This is a genomic window from Mucilaginibacter sp. KACC 22063, assembly GCF_028736115.1.
Taxonomy (GTDB): domain Bacteria; phylum Bacteroidota; class Bacteroidia; order Sphingobacteriales; family Sphingobacteriaceae; genus Mucilaginibacter.
Genome location: NZ_CP117877.1, coordinates 1950233 through 1968332, shown reverse-complemented (window position 1 = coordinate 1968332; position 18100 = coordinate 1950233). Strand labels below are relative to the sequence as shown.

Here is an 18100-nt window from a genome sequence, read left to right as displayed (position 1 = left end):
CATTTATCGATTTAATTTCATAGAAAGTATCACCGACCGGTAACGGGCGAAAACATTAGACCATTCGTATTTAGACAATACATCATGATAAGCGTTGTTAGAAAGTTGTTCTACAATGCTTACATCACTTAGTTTATTTACAATAGTTTTAAGGCTTTCAACACTAAAATCAGGTAATAGCAAACCATTACGTTCGTTTTTTACAACACCACTGATGGAACCAACATTAGTACTTATTACCGGCACATTTAAAGCCATTGCCTCAATAATGGTTCGGGGCATACCTTCACTTACCGAGTATTGTATGTATATATCAGCATTAACAATAAGATCTATTAAGTCTGACTGAGGCATCCATTCAATTAATCTGACACGTGCTGATAAATCAAACTTATTGATATAATCTTCATAACTACTTTTTAAAGGGCCGCCGCCAATTAATGTAAGTTGAAAATCAAGGTTGCTTTTGTGCAGGTTCTCTATCAGCTGAAGATAATTCTTCTCTTTAACAAAACGACCTACAGAAACCAGCTTTACAGGCTTTGAAGAACTAAACTCAGATTTCCGTCGGTTAAATATAGACAGGTCAACCCTGTTTGGTATTTCTTCAATGTTATGGTAACCCGCATCATGCAAACGCTTTGTCATGTAGCCATTCAAAGATCTTACCACCACAGAATTTCTGAAGCTAAAATCAACAATCTTTGCAAGTGCTTTATTTTTAAAACTGTTGCGTTTCAGATACCTAAAATACTCTTCACCATGTATTTCAGTCATGAGCGGTAATTTATAAATTCTGCTTGCCCATGCAGCCGTATAACCACCAAGAACAGATGATTGAGCGAGTAAATGGGTAACCTTAAGCTTCCTTATTAAAAGAAACATATACAGTGACGAAAAGAAAAAGATCGCGCTCCTGTCCATAATCTTAGGGATCAGGTGCAAGGTGATATTCCCTTCAGTGTAAGTATGGAAACGGTTATCGGTTGACCGGGCCATGATATGATACTCGTCGAACCCCTTGGCCAACTCTAACCATATTTTTTTCGTGAAATGACTCTGGCTTAAAGCCGGATATTTATTTGCACTTATGTGAAGAAGAACGGCCACTACTTATTAAATATAACGTCAATATACATTTGGGCAACTACAGGGGTTGAAAACCGCTTTACTGTTTCCAGGTTTTCATTTTTTAACCGCAATCTCATTTCCTCATCTGCAGCCAATGAAGAAAGTTTTATGGCAAAATCATCCCGGTTATCTTTATTAACCATAAAGGCTTGTTGCTGCTGCCCTAAAATATCAGCTATTCCACCTGCATCGGTGGTAACAACCGGCAGCCCTGTGGCCATAGCTTCAATTAGTACCCTGGGAAATCCCTCAGCATAGGTGGGATTGATAAAAATATCTGCTACCTGATAGTATTTTTGAATAATGTTGTTAGGCTTTCCACCTAAGATAAACACCTTATCCTGTAAACCAGCCTTTACAACCATTCTTTCAAGCTCAGGCTTTTCGTTACCTTCCCCTATCAATATGGATTGATAAACGTGGTTTTCTTGCTGCTCATAAAACTTCTCGAGCACATATGGCATATAAAACAAGCTCTTACGTACCGGCGACAAACGATGAACAAACAATATGATTTTCCGATCTAAAGGTATATCAAGCTCCTTTTTAAGGTTAATCTTTTCTTCATCAGTAGCTGTGTTAAATCTGTTGATATCTATATCATTGTAAAGCACCTTTATTTTGTTGCCGTCTATATGATGAACTTTCTCATAATAGGCTTTCATACTCTCTGGCCCTGTTACAAACCAGGTTGTATATTTTTTAACCATTGAAAAAGGTAGTGTGCTCTTAAAGTAGTTTTTAATTTTTTTAAGTCCGAATGGTTGTTCGTCATTAAACTCTTTAACGGTTCCGCTATGCCAGTAATAAACTTCTAAACGTTGCTTTAGAGATACAGCAATGGCTGTTAAAGCCGCAGTTGTAGATATTCTGATAAAACACTTGTGATATCCCTGTTTACAAAGCTTTGTTAAAATGCTATAAAGTTCTGTTCTTCTTTTTAATGCGCCCTTTGCCTGTTGGGGTATTACAAGTACATTGGGATGATTGATATCAGGCTGCCCATCGCATTTCTCAATGACTAAGGCTATTTCGACTCCGTGATCAGCAATTTCATATAATAAGTTTACAACATGAAAAAAATGCTGTACGCTGTTTTTAGAGTAATGGTTTAATATGTATATAAGCCTTCTGTTTCCCAAATCGTCCATGCTATTGTTTAGTGCTTGCTAAAATTGGCTTTGCAATACTTGCAATTTTAGCTGTAAAAATCTTTGCACCGTCTGCGTTTAAATGTAAACGGTTGGCAAAGTATTCAGGGTGTTGTGTAAATGTTGTATCTGTTGAAAAATCGTAGAGTATATCGCCGTATTTCTCCCGGATATTTTTTTTAAAGCTACTTAAAATTATCTGGTCGTTGGTGCGATAAAACTTAGGTGGTACAACCAACATTACCTTGATTTTGTTCTTTGTAGCTGTAGATATAAAATCGTTGATCGCATTATAAACCTCGCTATCTGGTTTAGCAGTGTCAAAACCGTAGTCTCTGTAAGCTAACTTTTGCAACTTTGCATCCGGAGTAACTGTCAAAGGCTCAAAACCTTTGTTAATTAAAACCTGCTTATCATTTGCAGATGGCTTGTAATTGCTTTGCAACAAATACAGTAACTGGGAATTATATCTATAGATATGTGAAAGCTGTGCTTTTAAAACTGCCGACCGGAAATCTTCGGACTGGTTAAGCACTTTAAAAGCATCTTTTGCACCAGCATTGTAATAAGGCAGAAGAAGAGATACCATTGCCGGCCTTTCAAAACCCTGCCCTATCAATTCCTGGCTTCTTACATCCATGATTACCAGTTTTGGCAGATGATGCCTGACGATGAAATGCAATTGTACATCATGAAAAACAGGGCACATAGCTGGTTCGGCCACGCTTCTTACGGATGTGTTAAGTTCTTGTGATAGCAAAGGAACATCGTAATGGTTCCTGGCTGTTGACGGCCCGAAAATCACTACATTCTCAGAAACGCCATTAAACGCTTTGTTAGAAGGCGAATACTTTCCGGCTATTTGTCTTTTATTAAGATGTGCAAATAGCGCACCTGTTGCCCTATCAATAACAAACACAATTAACAATAACAGCGATGCCCTGATGAGGAACTTTTTAATATCGGAGTTGACAGCCATTGTTAAAATTGAAAATAAATAAATTGACTACCATTAAATACCCCAATGCTTAAGATCATAAATATTAGGATGATACAATATGCCCATCTGATTACGGTATGACTGCTTTGAGAAATTGAGAAACGCTTGTTAAAAAATTCCTGCTTTGCTTCAGCTGCTATCAATATTAACAGACCTGCGAATGAGTAAATTAATGATTGGATAGGGCCAAGAAATAATCCGCTTTTCCAGTGCAGAATATTTTTAAATACACCGATAGCATCATTCATGGTATTGGCCCTAAAGAAAACCCATGCAAAGCTTACTAATATGAAAACGCCTGCCATTTTCAGAAAGCTGATAAAGACATTACTATCATAATTTTCAGAGGTTTTGGCTTTTTTAAGTTTGCTTAGTATGGCATTAATCCCCATAAATACGCCGTGTAATGCCCCCCATACAATGTATGTCCAGTTGGCACCATGCCATAATCCACTCAGTAAAAACACTACGAATAAATTAAATATCCACCTGTTTAAGGATACCCTGTTACCGCCTAAAGGAAAGTAAACATAGTCGCGGAACCAGGTTGATAATGATATGTGCCAGCGTGTCCAAAACTCGCGGATACTTTTAGCAAAATAAGGCCTGCTGAAGTTTTTCATGAGTTTGAATCCCATTACCTCGGCAGCACCCAGCGCCATGTCAGAATAACCTGAAAAATCACAGTAGATCTGGATAGAAAACAAAACTGCTGCCAACACATAAGTGGGGCTGCCAAACTCCTTCGACCCAACATGGTTAAATACCGTATCTACATATACACTTAGCCGGTCTGCAATTACAACCTTTTTAAACAAGCCCCATAGCATTAATTTTAAACCGCGGGAAACATGGTAGTAGTTGAATTGCTTTTTTTCATAAAACTGGTGCAATACATTCTGTGGTCGTTCAATTGGGCCAGCTACCAATTGCGGGTAGAACATTACATACAGCGCATAAATGCCAAAATGTTTTTCAGCCTTTTGGTTACCCCGGTAGACTTCGATGGTATAACTCATGGCCTGAAAAGTATGGAATGATAACCCGATAGGCAGCAGTATGGATAAGTAAGGAATTTTAGAAGGCAGGCCTATTGATCTTAAAACAACCGAGATATTTTCAATAGCAAAATTGTAGTACTTAAAAACTACTAAAACACCAATATTGGCTATCAGGCTGATCAGTAATATCAACTTTCGCCGCTTACCCTGAAACCTTTCAATTGATATACCTGCGAAGTAATCAATTACAATAGTAAATATTAAGATAAGGATGTATACCGGCACAAATGCCATATAAAAATAACAGCTGCTGATAAGCAACATCAGCCATCTGTATTTATGTGGCAAAACATAATATAAGGTAGTTACGATTAAAAAAAATACAAGGAACTGAAAAGAGTTAAATAGCATTTATAACCAAGGTTTATATAATTGCCTTACATAAATTTAAGTAAGACAATTCAAAAATTATTGAATTTGTACACCAAGTGTTCCCGGCTGCAAACTTCTTCTCATATTATTAAAAACACCTATACCAACATCCCTTTTCAATCCATTTTGTGTTTGAAATACCTTTACGCCTTTGAATATCACTTTGGCGCCATTGCCTGGTTCGTAATTTACAATTTTTACCGGTAGATTATTGTCTGTCCAGCTGGCATTTTGTATCACTACCTGACCTGATATGTTAGCGCCCCGTGAACCAAACTGTACAGCTGTTTTTGAACCTATATCCTGATGGTTGGTAATGGTTACGTTGCTTGCCTTGGGTACACTACCATTTAATGGACTCAGGTAAAATGAAATACCGTAGAGGTTATTTTTTGTGATCAGGTCATTTACCTGAATATTGTCTAAAACGTTGCTGTTATTATTTGGCTCCAGGTCTAAACCACACATAGGTGGTGTACCCGATGTGTTTGACAGTAACCCTTTGTTTATTTTAAAGTCGCGCACGCTGATCACAGATATGGCATTGCGACGGTTATCATTACAGGTAATATCGTTAAGCACCACGTGGTCTGAAAACGGGGTTTTAGCTGTACCGGCAATATAAATCCCGTCACCCCAGCATTGCTCAATGGTGCTTGAGTTAATTTGCACACTACTTGCACCACGGATTGACACACCCATGCCCCATTCGCCTGTTTTTGTAGTATGGGTATACTTATCGCCCTTTAATACCATGCCCGTGATCGTCACATTTGATACATCATGGATACGGATCATTTGATAATTAGGCTGACCGCTTGGCTGCAGCACCAGGCTGCCGCCTTTTAAAAAGGTAACATTCTGATTGCTGTTTAGACTTAATCCTTTGTCGGTAATCAGTAATGGAAATGCTGGAAAAACTACATTGCTGTACTTATCTAAAGCTGCCTGTATATACGTTGTATAATCAACCGAAGCATCCTTTACATAGCCCTTAGGTAGTATATTCTGGATATTGAAACCAATACTCTGAACATGGTTTAAGCTACGGTTAGCAACTTTGCTTTCAATAGTGCTACCGAAAGTTTTAAATGTTGTGCTTGCACTAAGGGCAACTATCAAGAAAAAAATTGGGGTGTTTATTCTCTTTGACATTTTTTTATATTTAGTTAAACATGGTAGCGTGGAACGAAGGTCTTTTTGTGACCAAATTTTTCATAAACGAAAGGCACAGGGCTGTTCATTAATTCTTTGGCTTTATCAACATTCCGGTACTTGATTATTTTAGCCGGGTTGCCACCTACTACTGCAAACTCAGGTACATCTTTTGTAACTACTGCTCCGGCAGCTATAACAGAACATTTACCAATTTTTACCCCGGGCAGAATAATAACATGACTACCTATCCACACATAATCGTCAATAACAACATTAGCGACCAAAATTTTATCATCAAATGGTAAAGCGCCTAAATCATCCGAGTTAAAATTATGTGTACGTGTATAAACAGTTACTTTAGGGGCAAAAATCACACCGTCGCCTATTGTTATTTTATCTGTAGCATCCCAGTGTGCTTGAGGGCCGATAAAAACATTCCTTCCTAAAAAAATATTTTCAGGTTTAATAAAAACAGACTTCACAATAGCGTTGCTGAATTTCCCTTTACCAAATTTCAGTTCTGCTATGCCTAATTTTAATAATATCCTTCTGATTATGCTCATTTTATATTTCAGTCTTAATTCTTTTAGATACAGATTTATAAATCAGATGAGCATAATTTAAAAGCTCGGATATAAAATACACTAATAAAATAGTATACAATGAAGTTATCTTGAAGAAGTTGCAAATAGCAAAAGAAACTACCACGAAAGTGATATAAATAATCATTGAAATATTTAACTCCCGGTTATTGTAGTCACCAAGAAATTTCATCCTTTCCACAATAAACCTACTGTATGGATAAACCAGGAAACTTAAAATCAGAATTTCAATAAAGTAATATTGATGCACATAAATTTTCATATATACCAATCCAACGCCTATAAATACAGCTTGTAAAGCCCCTCCCAATAATAGAATATGCCGGTTAAAAGACTGGTGATATTTTTCCATATTTTCCCGGTTAGCGAAAAATGCTTCGAAAGAACGGCCAAGACTTAGTACAAAGCTTGTGATTTTTATAAATAATGTAAATAAACCGATAAGTTCAGATGTCAGGATCTTACTAAATAAGACGATGATTACATTGTCCTTTACTCGTTTGATAGCTGCATTTAAATAATAAAATTTTAAGTCATGAAACTTCTGAATGACATATACAATCGGGTCTCTGAAAAATGTTTTAGAAAACTTTATGTCTTTTAAAAAGTCCTTAGCATAAGGAATCAGGCAAATTAATTGGGCTAATGATGTAGCAACAATTAACGAACTGTTATCCTTTAATAGATGCGTAAAATAGAACCAGTATATGATGATGATCTTTAATACTGCTTGTAACAATAACTGTAAAAAGTATCTGTAAAGCCGGTTTTTCGCTTGATAAGTAATATCATAATAATAAAAAGCAATAGTTGTTAAACCGTTAAATGCAACAACGCCAAACGAAAGTTCAGGAAAAGAATTTAGCAGATGCAAAACATATAATATACCGACAAAAGGTATGCTTGCTACTACATAAAAAGATGTAAGGATATATCTGTAGTTATCATCATCCTGATACTTAAACACCGAATAATTAGGTGGCAGCAAAGTGTAAATCAACGAACAAAGCCCCGTGATAGAGTTTACAAGCGTAAACTTACCTAATATACCCAATCCTAAGTTGTGAACTATGATAAAGGTTGTCAGGAAATTAAACAGCGCACCAAGCGAGCTTAAAATGGTTACACTACTCAGCTTCTTTAACATACGCTTCTTTTAAATTTATATAATAAGCCATAGTAGGCAGCATCAGGAAAAACCAAAACACAAAAGCGTTAAGGTTATTGTGCGAAGTAGAATATAAAATATCCGTTATCAAAAGCGTAAGTAAAACATTACGCTGGTATACCGGTAGTTTCCAGATAATGATTACCTGTGAAATGATGATATAAAACATAAACAACAAAGCAGGTATCCCGAGTTCGTCAACTATTCGGAGGAAGTCATTGTGAGTTACAATTTTGTCCGTATCTGCCAAAAACTCGGCTGTTGCGGAAACATAATTTGAAAATCTGTTTTGAAACTGATTATAGCCGACCCCATTAAACGGATTTGCAGCGACTATCTTTTTTGATGTTTCAATAATTTCTACCCTAACCAACGTACTTGCATCTTCATCAATGTTTCTGAAACGCTTACTGCTAATCATTTCCGTCACATTTAAAACACCAATGGCAATCAAAACGGCAAGCGTACCTCCTAATATATTAAGTACCAGCGTGCGTTTATTGCTAAGTACGTGTATCACTACTACCACCGTCATGGCTATTAATATAATACGCGAACTGGTACACATGATACTTGCACCTATGGTAAGTAGTTCGATTAGTCGCCGGGTTTTGTTTTTAGTGGTATATGCTGTGCAAAAACCTAAACCCAAAAAATATGCGAGATAGTTAGGGTTGTTTGTAGTAAGTTCGATACGTGTTCTTTCAACTATAAATGCGATAACTGTAAATATGGCTGTCAGAAAAACAAGCTTGGTAATATAGGTAAAGACCTTCTCCAGCTTTTCTGTAGTATTTATAGCCTTAAACAGATAGCTTAATACAAGGTATATGGTTATAAAATTTATTAAGCTACTTAGATAAAGTGATAGTTGAACTCCATTACCTAAGTAGCTTAATAATATAAATAGCAAAAAAACCAATAACTGCTTACCTACCTTAGTATAATGAAAATCAAACCGGTAGTAAGCCAGATAATATAGGATCACAATCAGCTGTACTACCTGATATAATACCCTATATGGTGGCAATGAATAGTTTGAGCCAAAAGATATGTAGCTCCAGAACAGCGCAAGCGTAAACAAAATACTTTTGTTCTTTTCTATCTCAAACAAAAGCAGAAAAAAGAACAGTATGGGCAGTATTTGTTTAAGTAATAGCTCCACTATTTAAATTAGTTTTCGCTCGCAGCAAAATTACTTTTATACCATTCATTGGCAATTTGTAAACCCTGCTTTACCGAAACAAGCGGCTTGTAATTGATAAGCTTTGAAGCTTTACTAATATCAGCCAAACTGTGCTTAACATCACCTTTACGTTCAGTACGGTAGGTCGGTTTCAGCTCAATTTGTTGCAATTTGCATATCTCGTTCCAAAGCTCGTTTAAAGTTGTTCGCTCACCAAAAGCAATATTCACAACTTCATGCTGCGCTGTTGGCGTAAACAAGGCCCTTATATTTGCCTGAACCGCATTTTCAACAAATGTGAAATCGCGGCTGGTTTCGCCGTCGCCATTAATATAAGCGGGCTCATTATTCTGAGCCAGTGTAATAAACAATGGAATAACAGCCGCATAAGCCCCTTTAGGATTTTGCCTTGGGCCAAAAACGTTAAAATACCTAAGGCCTATTGCATGGAAATCATAAGTTTTTGAGAAAACAGATGCATAGAGTTCATTTACATATTTTGTAATAGCATAAGGCGACAGTGGGTTACCAATCTTATCTTCGACTTTCGGTAAATCAGGATGGTCTCCGTATGTACTTGAACTTGCTGCGTAAACAAATTTCTTTACGTTTTCGTCTCTGCTTGCTACCAACATATTCAGAAATCCGCTTATATTAACATCGTTAGATATTATTGGATCAGCAATTGATCTTGGAACTGAACCTAAAGCGGCCTGATGCGATACATAATCTATACCTTTTACAGCCTCTTTACATTTTTCAATATCCCTTATATCGCCTTCAATCAGCTCAAATGCAGGGTTATTTAAAAATGGCTTTAAATTATCGATACTTCCTGTAGCAAAATTATCAAGTACCCTTACCTTACCGGCATTGTATTTTAATAGATATTCTACAATGTTAGAGCCAATGAAACCAGCCCCGCCAGTTATCAAAAAAGATTTATCTGCTAAACTATCTGTATGAAATTGCGTGTTGTACATCCTTTTAAATTATAGTTTACCATCTACCAGATGCTTTGGTAATATACCTTTAACATCATAAATTACATGGTTAGTATTGCAATAAGCATTTAAATCAAGCGACTTAAACTCATCATGCGCCACAGCAAGTACTACAGCATCAAAATTACCATTAGGTTCTACAGAAGAAAAACATTCTAAACCATACTCATGCCTAACCTCATCAGCATCGGCCAAAGGGTCATAGATGCTTACCTCTATATCATATTCGCGTAAGGTTGTAATAATGTCAATAACCTTGGTATTTCTTACATCCGGGCAGTTTTCTTTAAACGTGATGCCCATAAGCAATACTTTGGCGCCTCTTACAGAAATGTCTTTCTTAATCAGCAGCTTAACAATTTCCTGTGCAACATACAGGCCCATGCCATCATTTAGCCTTCTTCCTGCTAATATGATTTCCGGATGATAACCTATTTCCTGCGCTTTTTGTGCCAGGTAATACGGATCAACACCGATACAGTGACCACCAACTAAACCTGGTTTAAAGTTTAAGAAATTCCATTTGGTACCTGCAGCTGCCAGCACATCAGAAGTATCAATATCAAGCTTATTAAATATTTTAGCAAGCTCATTGATAAAAGCAATATTGATATCACGCTGTGCATTTTCAATTACCTTAGCTGCCTCTGCAACACGTATCGATGGTGCTTTATGGGTACCTGCAACTATAATTGAATTATATAACTGGTCAACCAACTCTGCAGTTTCCGGTGTTGAACCCGAAGTTATTTTCAGGATTTTAGACACTGTATGTTCTTTATCACCAGGATTAATACGTTCTGGAGAATAGCCAAGAAAAAAGTCAACATTCAAAGTAAGTCCCGATTCTGCAGCAAGTATTGGTGCACATTCATCCTCTGTAACACCGGGATAAACAGTAGATTCATAAATTACAATGTTCCCTTTCTTCAAAACCTTACCTACAGCCTTACTGGCCTTTAACATTGGGGTAAGATCAGGCCTGTTATTTTTATCTACAGGCGTAGGGACAGTTACAATATAAATATCACAGTCTTCTATAAACTCACTTCTGTTTTCGCAAAGCAGACCGTTACCTGTTCCATTTTCTTTTAAAACACCTGATAGATCATTTTCAGTTATTTCATTAGTGCGATCATATCCTTTTTTTAATTCACTTACACGGTCGGCATTAATATCGTAACCTATTACATTATATTTTTTGGCAAATTCTACCGCTAAAGGCAGGCCTACATAACCTAATCCGATAATTGCTATTTTTAAATTATCGATATCGATTGCACTATTTGGAGCTATCATTATATGTTATCACTTGTTAGATTTAAATTTTCTTGTAAACCAGTTTTTATCCGGTTGATCTTCTTCCATGCCATAGCTTCCGTAACCATAGCCGTACCCATAGCCGTAGCCATAACCATAGCGGCCACCAAATGATTTCTTAGCATCATTCATAACCACCATCAGATTTGGCATCTTTTTGTTGATATAAATGTCTTTTGTAATGGCAATCTGATCTTTGAATGTGTAATTGTATCTAACAAGATATAAGGCACAATCAGCAGATTTGGCTAATGTAAAGGCATCTGCAACCTGCCCAACCGGTGATGTATCAAAAATAACGTAGTCAAAATTTGCCCTTAGCTCATTCATCAGTTGCTCTAATCTTTCGCTCATTAATAATTCTGAAGGATTAGGTGGAATTGGGCCTGATGCAATAATATGTAATCCGGCTGCACCAGGTAACTCTTTGGCAATATCATTAACCGTAAGCTTAGGGTCAATTAGATAATTTGTAATCCCCGATTTAAAGCCACTTAATCCAAGATCTTTTACAACTCTTGGCCTTCTGATATCAAATTCGAGCAAGGCTACTTTCTTACCTGAAAGGGCAAGGCTGGCGGCTAAATTGATACAAAAAAATGTTTTCCCTTCACCACTTCTGCTTGATGTTACCAAAATAATCTTATCTGTTTTATTAGGTAACGCAAACAATAAGTTAGATCTTACCAACCTGAACCTTTCGGCCATTTCAGATCTGTTATTTGACTTTATGATCAGTGTTTCACCAGTTTCATTATGCGAAATTTCCCCTAAAATTGGCAAGTCTACAATTTTAGTTACGTCGCTTACAGCTAAAACTTTAGTATTTAACAATTCTTTCAGGTGCAATATCACTATCGGTAAACCCAGGCCAATTAACAGTGCAATTGCATATATCATCTGGCGCTTAGGTTTCACCGGTGTATCATCAACATAAGCACGGTCAATTACCCTTGTATTGGCCACTGTTGATGCCATTGAGATAGCAGCTTCTTCTCTTTTCTGCAATAAGAAACCGTAAAGTGTTTCCTTTATTCCTTGCTCACGTTTTATATCAGTTAAGCCACGTTCAACTGCCGGTACATTATTGATTTTTGAATTGAATGTACCATATTTTTTGTCCAGATCATTTTTTGATATTTCAAGCCCCTGTTTAATATTTTTCAGGTTTTCCCTGATGTTATTACGAAGATTGGCAAGTTGATCATTGATTGATAAAATGATAGGATTTTGTTCCTGAACGTTCTGTAATAACCTTTTTCTTTCTAATTGCAGTTCGTTAAACTTTTCGATAAGGCCATTTAATGTAGGATCTTGTATGCCTAATGAACTTGGCACCAGATTATATTTATTAACATCCTTTTGAATATAATCAGCAAGGGAGCCGAGTATATTGATTTGAATATTCAGGTCAGTAGCTTTTTCAGAGTATTGTTTAGATTGATCTACAAAAACCTGGGCATCTGTAGTTACATCAGTAATTTGATTACTCCTTTTAAAGGTTTCGACATTTTTTTCGACACCTGTAAGTTCTGAGAGTAAATATTTTAACCTTTCGTCAATAAATCCGATCGTGTTCTTAGCAAGCAGGTTTTTATCTTCAATAGCTTCCTGATTATAATCGTCTATCAGCTTATTCAAAATATCCTGCCCCTTTTCAGGAACATTATCTGTAAGATTCATTGCCAAAACGCTGGCATCTTTATTTACAGGTGTAAGTGTAAGCTTAGCGTCGTAATAAATACCGAGCTTACGCAAATCGTTAAAATTTACAAGGTAAGAAGTATTTGTTTTAAGTCCCGGTTGGGCAACAACAGTAAACGAAGAATGCTGTAAATTGATTTGCTGACCAAATTTATATGCGGTCTTATCTTCATTTATGGTAAAGCTTTGGCCATCACTAACCGTAATTTTAAGCTGCCCGGCGTATGCTGCCGAGTCAATATGCGAGATAATTAACTTTACAGGGATAAATTTCCCGTAAAGTTCGCGCGTTTTGATTGCCCCTACCGAATAATAGCTTGTTTGCAATTCAAGGTCGCTTAGTACCTTTTGCATTAAACGCTTGCTCTTTAAAACCTCAATCTCATTATTTATACTTTGAGACGACTTAAATATATCCAGGTCAATAGCTGCCGATGCATCAGTTATACTATTGTTCTTTTTATCGTCTTTAATAAGTATAGTGGCATTGATGCTGTATTCTACTTCTGCATATCTTAAGTATAAATAAGCGCCGAAGAGTGCGATGAATACAGTTAAAATAAAGAACGGCCAAATACGGATATACTGAAAAATCAGATTTTTGAAAAAGCTGTTATTGGGCTGATCCAGTGGTAAATTCGGGTCTTTCATTAAATTTAGAGTAAACGGGAAAGTAATACAGAAATGATAGTTACGCTACCAACAATGATGGAGGTTAAAATTGCGGTTCTTGTAGCGCTAAGTTTACTTTTATCCTGCTCTACATATACAACATCTCCTTGCTGTAAATTAAAATAAGGAGACTCAAAAACAGATTTGTTATTTAAATTTAAACGGGCCATGGTACGGGTTTCGCCTGTTTGGCGTACAACCAATACATTTTCACGTTTTCCGTAAACAGTCATATCGCCGGCCATTCCAAGTGCCTCAAGGATATTTATCCCATCATTTTGGACATTAAATGTTGAAGGCCGGGTAACTTCGCCTAAAACGGTAACTCTAAAATTGAGAAACCTTACATTAACAACGGGTTGTTTGATGTATCCTTTTAATAAATCAGTAATTTTCTCAGCAGCTTGTTCTTTGGTCAGCCCGGCTATTTGTACTTTACCTAATACAGGAAAATTAACATCACCCGAATGATTAACTTCATATCCGTTCTGTGCAGGAGCAGCAGGTGTAGCCGAAGTGCTTTGCAAACCTGTACCCATAGATTGGGTTAAGGGCATCCCACCATTGAAAAGCATATTGGATTCGGGGCTTGGGCTATTTACGGTAATACTTAAAATATCGCCAGCCTGGATTTTGGTCTCTGCAAGGTTTAGAACTTTGGTTTTATAAGTTGTAGAATCAGGCAGGTCACTGAAATAAGTAAGATTTCGTTTAGTGCGGCACGAACTAAACAAAACTGCAATAAATACAATTGAATATAAATAATGTCTCATTAGGTGGTGTAGATGTATGAAGCGCTTGCCCTATGAGCAGAGCAAATTCAGACAGCAAATATATATAATAAAACCTTTTACGATGTAATATTCTTGTTAATATGATTACGATAAGTTAATATTTCCTTGAGGGTTAAATATCATAATTGCTTTTATAAAGGGTTTAATTATATTGCGCCGTAATAACAGCCTTAGCTAAGGCTACCAATTAAACCATCTTGGCTCCGTATCTGAAAACCAATTAATTATGTCTGGAAAAAAATACCTCTTTCCATTTATCCTTGTTATCTCTTTGTTTTTTTTATGGGCTTTCTTACACAACATTAATCCCATACTTATCCCCCATTTAAAAAAGGCCTGCGAACTAACCGACACACAATCTGCCTTTATTGACTCGTCTGTTTACCTGGCCTATTTTCTAATAGCCATACCGGCAGGCTTTGTGATGCACCGCTATGGTTATAAAAACGGCATTATCTGCGGATTAACTTTATATGCTATAGGTGCGTTATTGGTTATTCCTGCGGCATCTGCCAGAAACTATCCATTTTTCTTAGTCGCATTTTTTGTCATTGCAGCCGGAGCTACATTTTTAGAAACTGTGGCCAATCCATATGTTACGATACTCGGCGACAAGGAAACATCGGAACAACGATTAAACTTTGCACAATCATTCAACGGGGTTGGAGCATTTCTCGCACCCATACTTGGGGGTAAATTCATCCTTTCAGGTATCGAACATTCTAAGCAGGAAATAGCTGATCTAAAAGCAAGCGGCAAACTAAACGATTATCTACAGTTTGAGGCTAATGCGGTTAAGATCCCCTATCTAATTATTGCCGGAGGGGTTGTCTTCTTACTACTGCTGTTTTTATTCACAAAACTACCAGACGTTAAAGAAGATGACAGCCAGGAAACAGCAGGACACGCCGCTACTGAATTCTCTCCAAAGGTATTTAAGCATAAACACCTAAAATGGGCTGTAATCACACAGTTCTTTTATGTAGGCGCGCAAGTTGGTGTTGGTAGCTTCTTTATCAGATATGCCCAATTTGTAGCTAACATTAATGAAAAAGATGCGGCATACCTTTGGGGGTCTGTGGCAATGGTTGGTTTTATGCTGGGCAGGTTCACGGGAACCGCATTAATGCGCATAACCAAGCCGGTAAACCTGTTGGGCATTTATTCAATCATTAGTATCGCATTACTTGTTGTTGCTTTAACAGCGCATGGTAATGTGGCCTTGTATTCGTTAATGGCGGTACCTTTCTTTATGTCCATCATGTACCCTACCATATTTGCGCTTGGTATTAAAGGCCTTGGTGAAGAAACCAAAATTGCATCGTCATTTTTGGTGATGTCAATTATTGGTGGTGCAGTGGCCCCACTGGCTATGGGGTATATATCCGACAAAACCAACAGTATACAGGTGGCCTACATTGTACCGCTTTTATGCTTTGGATTTGTATTATATTACGCTATAAAAGGGCACAAACCTAACCTTAAAACTACTATATGAAAAGATTTTGCCTTGCACTCGACCTCGTTGATGATGAGCAGTTGATTGCCGAATACGAAAAATACCATGAGACGGTATGGCCCGAAATAAAAAAGAGCATTACCGATGCAGGTATTATCAATATGGAAATATACCGATTCGGTAACCGCATGATGATGATCATGGAAACAGAAGATACTTTTTCATCTGAGCAAAAAGCATTGGCAGATGCAAATAACCCCAAAGTGCAGGAATGGGAACAGCTGATGTGGAAATATCAGCAGGCCTTACCGGGCACTAAACCGGGTGAAAAATGGGTGCTGATGGACAAGATTTTTTCGCTGAAATAATAACTATGGTATCCTAATTAATCAGGATACCATACTCTTCAATCTTTCTATATAACGTTGCCAGGCCGATCTGAAGCAGTTTTGCAGTTTCAGACTTATTCCCCTTGGTATGCCTTAATACGCGCTTAATGTGATGCTTTTCCATAGTGGCCATATCAAGCGCTACAAGATCGTAATAACCACCGTTGTGAAACTCGTTTGGTAGCAGATCAGCTGTGAGGCTTTGTCCGTCCATTAAGATGATCACGCGTTCAATTACATTTTTAAGCTCGCGGATGTTGCCGTTCCAACTGTGTTTATAGAGCAGCCTGAAAAATCCGACGTCAATCCCGGGTGCTTTCTTTTTCACTTTTGCCGAGTATACTTTAACAAAATGCTGGGCTAACAACTCGATGTCCTTTCCTCTTTCGCGCAGAGGCGGCAGTACGATCGAAAATCCGGAAAGCCTGTAAAATAAGTCAAGCCGGAAATGATGCTCCTCGGCTTCCTTCTGCAAGTTACGGTTTGTGGCCGCTATTAATCTTACATCAATTTTAGTGGGCTTCGTATCACCTATCTTTATAAAGGTGCCATTTTCCAATACCCGCAATATTTTGGCTTGCAAGTCCAGACTCATCTCCCCTATCTCATCCAGAAATATAGACCCGCCGTTAGCTTCTTCAAATAAACCCTTCTTATCTTTAATTGCACCGGTAAAAGCTCCTGCTTTATAGCCAAATAGCTCGCTTTCTAATAGTTCACGGCTAAAAGCACTGCAATTTACAGCCACAAAAGGTTTTACATTCCTGATGCTGTCATAATGGATAGCTTCTGCGAAAACTTCTTTACCCGTACCTGTTTCTCCTAACAATAATACCGTGGCGTCTGTCTGCGCAACCTTTTTTGCCAGATTTATCGCATCTTCAATCGCCGGAGAATTTCCGATGATTTTAGAAAAACCGTATTGCGCCTCATGGATCTTTTCTAACTCGTGCACACGGTATTGCAGCGAAGCCTTTTCAAATGCTTTACTTACAACAGGGATAATCCTTTCATTATCGTCGCCTTTAGTCAAGTAATCAAACGCCCCGTTTTTTATGGCAGTAACGCCATAGGTAATGGAGCCCATAGCTGTAAGATTGATTACTTCGGCAAAGGGCCTTAGTTCTTTGATCTTAGTTACCAGCTCTACGCCATTGGCATCAGGCAGTTTAACATCAGCCAGTACCACCCTTACATTTTCCTTTTCCAATATCTTCAATCCGGCTTTGGCGGTATCTGCCTGTAAAACCTGGTAGCCTTCCAGTTCCAGTATCCTGGCCATTAACGAGCGTAACTTAACCTCGTCGTCAATTATTAATAATCCTGATTTCATTAATTAAGCTCGGGGTCAAATAACATTGCAGTACATAAACAGTTACACCTGTTCTTGCCTTGTAATACATCATAATTCACACAACTTTTGCAACCATCCCAAAAGGTGGGGTCTTTGGCAACTTCTGAGTATGTTACCGGTTCAAAACCTAATCTGCTGTTCATTTTCATAATAGCCAGCCCTGAAGTAATGCTGAATATTTTAGCGTTTGGATAACGCTGACGTGAAAGGTTGAATACCTGTTGCTTAATTTGTGAAGCAATATGCTGATGGCGATGCTTTGGGGAAACGATCATCCCGCTGTTTGATACCATCGTATCATGGTCCCAGGCTTCAAAATAAGAGAAACCTGCCCACTCGCCATTATTGGTTACTGCAACTACGGCTTTACCCTGGTCTATTTTTTCTATGATTGATGCGGCTGATCTTTTTGATATACCCGAATCCCTTGCAATGGCAGAGGCTTCCATTTCATGAATGATCTCGTCGGCAAATACAACATCTGATGGGATGGCCGGCCGCACAATTATTCGTTCTTCTTCCATTTTATTAATCATTTACGGAGTATTACTCCTGATTACATGGATGCCAAAAAA

At 37.6% G+C, this 18100-nt stretch carries 16 protein-coding genes; 2 read left to right on the top strand and 14 right to left on the bottom strand.

Annotated elements, in window-relative coordinates:
• Positions 1-3: 3 nt before the first annotated feature.
• From PQ461_RS08730 to PQ461_RS08675, 12 genes are all read right to left on the bottom strand, one after another.
• Positions 4-999, bottom strand: a complete 996-nt coding sequence (locus PQ461_RS08730) for a glycosyltransferase family 4 protein (RefSeq protein ID WP_274303363.1) — start codon at positions 997-999, stop codon at positions 4-6.
• 110 nt (positions 1000-1109) lie between these two features.
• The gene (locus tag PQ461_RS08725) at positions 1110-2282 is read right to left on the bottom strand and encodes a glycosyltransferase family 4 protein (protein ID WP_274303360.1); all 1173 of its coding nucleotides are present in this window, start codon (positions 2280-2282) and stop codon (positions 1110-1112) included.
• A gap of 1 nt (position 2283) precedes the next feature.
• Entirely contained in the window at positions 2284-3261 is a 978-nt protein-coding gene (locus tag PQ461_RS08720) for an SGNH/GDSL hydrolase family protein (RefSeq protein ID WP_274303358.1), read from the bottom strand.
• A gap of 2 nt (positions 3262-3263) precedes the next feature.
• Complete coding sequence (locus PQ461_RS08715; protein WP_274303357.1) at positions 3264-4577, bottom strand: MBOAT family O-acyltransferase; 1314 nt, start codon at positions 4575-4577, stop codon at positions 3264-3266.
• 174 nt (positions 4578-4751) lie between these two features.
• On the bottom strand, positions 4752-5870 hold the full coding sequence (locus PQ461_RS08710; protein WP_274303356.1) for a right-handed parallel beta-helix repeat-containing protein: 1119 nt from the start codon (positions 5868-5870) through the stop codon (positions 4752-4754).
• A gap of 14 nt (positions 5871-5884) precedes the next feature.
• Positions 5885-6436: an acyltransferase gene (locus PQ461_RS08705; RefSeq protein WP_274303354.1), complete on the bottom strand. Its 552-nt coding sequence runs from the start codon at positions 6434-6436 to the stop codon at positions 5885-5887.
• Position 6437: 1 nt separating this feature from the next.
• Positions 6438-7622, bottom strand: coding sequence for a polysaccharide biosynthesis protein (locus PQ461_RS08700; protein WP_274303353.1), 1185 nt, complete (start codon positions 7620-7622; stop codon positions 6438-6440).
• Positions 7603-8808 (bottom strand): O-antigen ligase family protein, encoded by a 1206-nt coding sequence (locus PQ461_RS08695; protein WP_274303352.1) that lies wholly within the window; start codon positions 8806-8808, stop codon positions 7603-7605. The genes PQ461_RS08700 and PQ461_RS08695 overlap by 20 nt, the downstream gene beginning before the upstream one ends.
• Before the next feature lie 8 nt (positions 8809-8816).
• The gene (locus PQ461_RS08690) at positions 8817-9812 is read right to left on the bottom strand and encodes an SDR family oxidoreductase (RefSeq protein ID WP_274303350.1); all 996 of its coding nucleotides are present in this window, start codon (positions 9810-9812) and stop codon (positions 8817-8819) included.
• Between the two features lie 9 nt (positions 9813-9821).
• Positions 9822-11132, bottom strand: coding sequence for a nucleotide sugar dehydrogenase (locus PQ461_RS08685; RefSeq protein ID WP_274303348.1), 1311 nt, complete (start codon positions 11130-11132; stop codon positions 9822-9824).
• Between the two features lie 9 nt (positions 11133-11141).
• Entirely contained in the window at positions 11142-13508 is a 2367-nt protein-coding gene (locus tag PQ461_RS08680) for a GumC family protein (protein WP_274303345.1), read from the bottom strand.
• 5 nt (positions 13509-13513) lie between these two features.
• Positions 13514-14302, bottom strand: coding sequence for a polysaccharide biosynthesis/export family protein (locus PQ461_RS08675; RefSeq protein WP_274303344.1), 789 nt, complete (start codon positions 14300-14302; stop codon positions 13514-13516).
• Between the two features lie 247 nt (positions 14303-14549).
• Between PQ461_RS08675 and fucP the strand changes: the two genes are divergently transcribed.
• Together fucP and PQ461_RS08665 are read left to right on the top strand one after the other, a co-directional pair.
• Entirely contained in the window at positions 14550-15821 is a 1272-nt protein-coding gene (gene fucP, locus PQ461_RS08670; RefSeq protein WP_274303342.1) for an L-fucose:H+ symporter permease, read from the top strand.
• On the top strand, positions 15818-16150 hold the full coding sequence (locus tag PQ461_RS08665) for an L-rhamnose mutarotase (protein WP_274303341.1): 333 nt from the start codon (positions 15818-15820) through the stop codon (positions 16148-16150). The genes fucP and PQ461_RS08665 overlap by 4 nt, the downstream gene beginning before the upstream one ends.
• Positions 16151-16163: 13 nt before the next feature.
• Here PQ461_RS08665 and PQ461_RS08660 read toward each other — a convergent pair whose 3' ends face one another.
• Entirely contained in the window at positions 16164-17504 is a 1341-nt protein-coding gene (locus PQ461_RS08660; RefSeq protein ID WP_274303339.1) for a sigma-54-dependent transcriptional regulator, read from the bottom strand.
• Positions 17504-18061 (bottom strand): GNAT family N-acetyltransferase, encoded by a 558-nt coding sequence (locus tag PQ461_RS08655; RefSeq protein ID WP_274303336.1) that lies wholly within the window; start codon positions 18059-18061, stop codon positions 17504-17506. The genes PQ461_RS08660 and PQ461_RS08655 overlap by 1 nt, the downstream gene beginning before the upstream one ends.
• Positions 18062-18100: the final 39 nt, after the last annotated feature.

Coding starts and splice junctions, on each gene's coding strand:
- PQ461_RS08730 (WP_274303363.1), bottom strand. CDS start 999: ATGGCCCGGTCAACCGATAACCGTTTCCATACTTACACTGAAGGGAAT.
- PQ461_RS08725 (WP_274303360.1), bottom strand. CDS start 2,282: ATGGACGATTTGGGAAACAGAAGGCTTATATACATATTAAACCATTAC.
- PQ461_RS08720 (WP_274303358.1), bottom strand. CDS start 3,261: ATGGCTGTCAACTCCGATATTAAAAAGTTCCTCATCAGGGCATCGCTG.
- PQ461_RS08715 (WP_274303357.1), bottom strand. CDS start 4,577: ATGGCATTTGTGCCGGTATACATCCTTATCTTAATATTTACTATTGTA.
- PQ461_RS08710 (WP_274303356.1), bottom strand. CDS start 5,870: ATGTCAAAGAGAATAAACACCCCAATTTTTTTCTTGATAGTTGCCCTT.
- PQ461_RS08705 (WP_274303354.1), bottom strand. CDS start 6,436: ATGAGCATAATCAGAAGGATATTATTAAAATTAGGCATAGCAGAACTG.
- PQ461_RS08700 (WP_274303353.1), bottom strand. CDS start 7,622: ATGTTAAAGAAGCTGAGTAGTGTAACCATTTTAAGCTCGCTTGGTGCG.
- PQ461_RS08690 (WP_274303350.1), bottom strand. CDS start 9,812: ATGTACAACACGCAATTTCATACAGATAGTTTAGCAGATAAATCTTTT.
- PQ461_RS08685 (WP_274303348.1), bottom strand. CDS start 11,132: ATGATAGCTCCAAATAGTGCAATCGATATCGATAATTTAAAAATAGCA.
- PQ461_RS08680 (WP_274303345.1), bottom strand. CDS start 13,508: ATGAAAGACCCGAATTTACCACTGGATCAGCCCAATAACAGCTTTTTC.
- PQ461_RS08675 (WP_274303344.1), bottom strand. CDS start 14,302: ATGAGACATTATTTATATTCAATTGTATTTATTGCAGTTTTGTTTAGT.
- fucP (WP_274303342.1), top strand. CDS start 14,550: ATGTCTGGAAAAAAATACCTCTTTCCATTTATCCTTGTTATCTCTTTG.
- PQ461_RS08665 (WP_274303341.1), top strand. CDS start 15,818: ATGAAAAGATTTTGCCTTGCACTCGACCTCGTTGATGATGAGCAGTTG.
- PQ461_RS08660 (WP_274303339.1), bottom strand. CDS start 17,504: ATGAAATCAGGATTATTAATAATTGACGACGAGGTTAAGTTACGCTCG.
- PQ461_RS08655 (WP_274303336.1), bottom strand. CDS start 18,061: ATGATTAATAAAATGGAAGAAGAACGAATAATTGTGCGGCCGGCCATC.